Here is a 2937-nt window from a genome sequence, read left to right on the forward strand (position 1 = left end):
CGGTATCTTCACCGCCCAGAGGGCGGCGTTACGGATATCTCCAAGTAGATAATTACCTCTTCCTTCTTAAATAATCTTGAAATGAAAAAAAAGCAGCAACTTTGGCAACTAATACTAATGGCAGTTTTGAGCTTTTACCTAATTATAGGTCAAACGCCACCAGCTTACGCCATGCACATTATGGAAGGCTTCTTACCCGTACAATGGGCAATTTTTTGGTGGATTATTTTTATTCCTTTCTTTATCTTGGGACTAAGATCGATTCAGCGAATAACTCAAGAAAATCCGCAATTAAAATTACTTATTGCCCTAGCAGGTGCTTTTACTTTCGTCCTCTCAGCCCTCAAAATTCCTTCCGTTACTGGTAGTTGTTCTCATCCTACGGGGACTGGGTTAGGAGCAGTATTATTTGGTCCTTTAGCGATGTCAGTTTTGGGTAGCTTAGTCCTTCTATTTCAAGCTTTACTATTAGCTCATGGCGGTTTAACAACTTTAGGAGCTAATGCCTTTTCAATGGCGATCGCAGGGCCATTTGTTGCTTACTGGTTGTATCATATTATCATGCGAGTAAGTGGCAAACAAACAATGGCAATTTTTATCTCAGCAGCCTTTGCCGATGTGCTCACTTATCTGATTACTTCTGTACAATTAGCCTTAGCTTTCCCCGCTCCTGTGGGCGGCTTTATGGCATCATTCATCAAGTTTGCTAGCATTTTTGCCCTCACTCAAATTCCTTTAGCAATTAGTGAAGGATTGCTGACTGTCTTAGTGTGGAACTGGCTGCAATCTTACAATTCCGAAGACTTGAAACAGTTGCAATTAATCAAAGGAGAATCATAATAGTGAATAAGACTAATCAAGGATGGAATAACTGGCTGTTACTAACAGGAGTATTGCTTTTAGCTGCGATCCCTGTAATATCTCTCCGAGACGCTGAATTTAGCGGTGCTGATGGTCAAGCCGAGGAAGCGATTGCTGCAATTAACCCTGATTATCAACCCTGGTTTCAATCAGTAATTGAGCCGTCTAGTGGTGAAATTGAAAGTTTGTTATTTTCATCTCAAGCAGCTTTAGGTGCAGGAGTAATTGGCTATGTAATTGGTTTATATCGTGGGCGAACAGAAGTAAAAGAACAAGCAAAAATGAAAGATAAAGCTTGAATAAGCATCCGTAACGCCGCCATCTTGGCGGTTCCTTAAATTATTGTCGATAGATTTATGAGTCTCAAGTTAGACACTCTGGCATACACGAATAGTTTATCTAATTTGCCGCCAGAACACAAACTAATATTTGCTATCGTAGTCTTAACTATTGCCTTATTTGCCCATCCCCCAGTACAAGGTTTAATTATCATCTGGATGAGTATTTGGACAGTAGTTTATGCTAAGATACCTCCAGAAATTTACTGGCGAATGCTCTATCTAGCGGCATTATTTTGGCTAACCAGTTTACCAGCAATAGCAATCAATGGGGTTTCTGTTGCCAATATATCTTTAATTCAAACAGATGCTTTACAGGGAATGACTTTAGGCTCAAATTACTTTTACATCAGCCGCAATGGTAGCGAATTAGCATTGACGATTTTTGCACGCTCTCTCTCCTCTGTTTGCTGTATGTATTTTCTGCTATTAACCGTTCCCTTTGCAGCCATATTGCAGACATTGCGTCGTGTAGGATTGCCTGCCATCCTAACTGAATTGCTGCTGTTAATGTATCGGTTTATTTTTACTTTATTGTCAGCAACGCAGGAGTTATGGATTGCCCAACAATCTCGTGTCGGATATCGAACTTGGCGGACTTCTATTCAGAGTCTAAGTTTACTTGTCGGGCAATTGTTTCACAGAACAATTGCACATTATCATCAATTTTCCCTGGGATTAGAGGCGCGGGGATTTACGGGGGAGTTGCGAGTATGGCATTCGCGTCGCTATTGCTATTCACAGCGATATGCCTTAGAAGCGATTATAGGTTGTGGAATATTAATAGGACTGGAATACTTGAGTAATGTCACAATATTTGCTAGAAATTGAAGACGTATACTATACCTATTTAGGCAGTAAAAATTCAGCTTTAAATGGGCTAAGCTTGCGCTTGGTACCAGGAAAAAAAAGTGCTATTATTGGTCAAAATGGCTGTGGTAAAACAACTATGTTTTTGTTAGCCAATGGTTTGTATAAGCCTCAGCAAGGAAAGGTTTATTGGCAAGGAAAAAAAATTAATTACAGCCGTAATTATCTAATGAATTTGAGACAAAAGGTGGGTTTAGTCTTTCAAAATCCCGAACAACAATTAGTTGCTTTAACTGTAGAAGAAGATGTTTCTTATGGTTTGTGCAATTTGGGAATACCAGCAAAGGAAATTGCAGAACGAGTAGAGCGAGCGCTGATTCAATTTGGACTTTCAGAACTGGCAACACAACCAGTTCACCATTTGAGCTTGGGACAAAAAAAGCGGGTTTCTCTTGCTGATGTTATGGTATTGAAACCAGAATTATTATTGTTAGATGAACCCACAGCCTATTTAGATCGTCTTCATACGCGCCAGTTAATGATTGCCTTAGAAAAAATTCACAATTCTGGGACAACAATACTGATGGCAACTCACGATTTAGATTTAGTTTATCGCTGGGCAGATTGGATTTTTGTAGTTGATAAAGGGCGGTTAATTCTTGAAGGAAGTCCTCAAGATGTATTTGCTCAGCGAGAAATTATGGAGGAGTTACAATTGGGTGTACCCCTGGTGTTTGAGATGTTGTCTGAGGTATCGGAGGTAATGGGTTTGCTTGATTCTCAACAAGACAATTCAACTGCATACATTATTGTCAAACAGTTGCAGGAGCGAATTTTAAAGATGTTACAAAATTTTTGAGCAAAATCTTATCGGTAAAAAATTGTTTATATATTGTTTGTAACGCCGCCCTCTGGGCGGTATCCTTAC

General features: G+C 39.6%; 4 protein-coding genes. All 4 read left to right on the forward strand.

Annotated elements, in window-relative coordinates; all coding sequences use genetic code 11:
• The first annotated feature begins 81 nt into the window (after window positions 1–81).
• Genes PY364_RS19585 through PY364_RS19600 form a run of 4 tightly spaced genes read left to right on the forward strand, consistent with a single transcriptional unit; the run spans window position 82 to window position 2868 of the window.
• A complete protein-coding gene (locus PY364_RS19585) occupies window positions 82–840 on the forward strand; it encodes an energy-coupling factor ABC transporter permease (RefSeq protein ID WP_275525016.1) in 759 nt (252 codons plus the stop codon).
• Window positions 841–842: 2 nt separating this feature from the next.
• Window positions 843–1160, forward strand: a complete 318-nt coding sequence (locus PY364_RS19590) for an energy-coupling factor ABC transporter substrate-binding protein (protein WP_275525018.1) — start codon at window positions 843–845, stop codon at window positions 1158–1160.
• Window positions 1161–1217: 57 nt separating this feature from the next.
• On the forward strand, window positions 1218–2030 hold the full coding sequence (gene cbiQ, locus PY364_RS19595; protein WP_275525020.1) for a cobalt ECF transporter T component CbiQ: 813 nt from the start codon (window positions 1218–1220) through the stop codon (window positions 2028–2030).
• Window positions 2005–2868, forward strand: a complete 864-nt coding sequence (locus tag PY364_RS19600; RefSeq protein WP_275525022.1) for an ABC transporter ATP-binding protein — start codon at window positions 2005–2007, stop codon at window positions 2866–2868. The genes cbiQ and PY364_RS19600 overlap by 26 nt, the downstream gene beginning before the upstream one ends.
• The last annotated feature ends 69 nt before the right edge of the window (window positions 2869–2937 follow it).

It is taken from the genome of Kamptonema sp. UHCC 0994, from assembly GCF_029167235.1.
GTDB lineage: Bacteria > Cyanobacteriota > Cyanobacteriia > Cyanobacteriales > Microcoleaceae > Kamptonema.

Bases quoted from the DNA above. Each gene is read 5' to 3' on its own strand.
- PY364_RS19600 (WP_275525022.1), top strand. From the start codon at position 2,005: ATGTCACAATATTTGCTAGAAATTGAAGACGTATACTATACCTATTTA.
- PY364_RS19585 (WP_275525016.1), top strand. From the start codon at position 82: ATGAAAAAAAAGCAGCAACTTTGGCAACTAATACTAATGGCAGTTTTG.
- cbiQ (WP_275525020.1), top strand. From the start codon at position 1,218: ATGAGTCTCAAGTTAGACACTCTGGCATACACGAATAGTTTATCTAAT.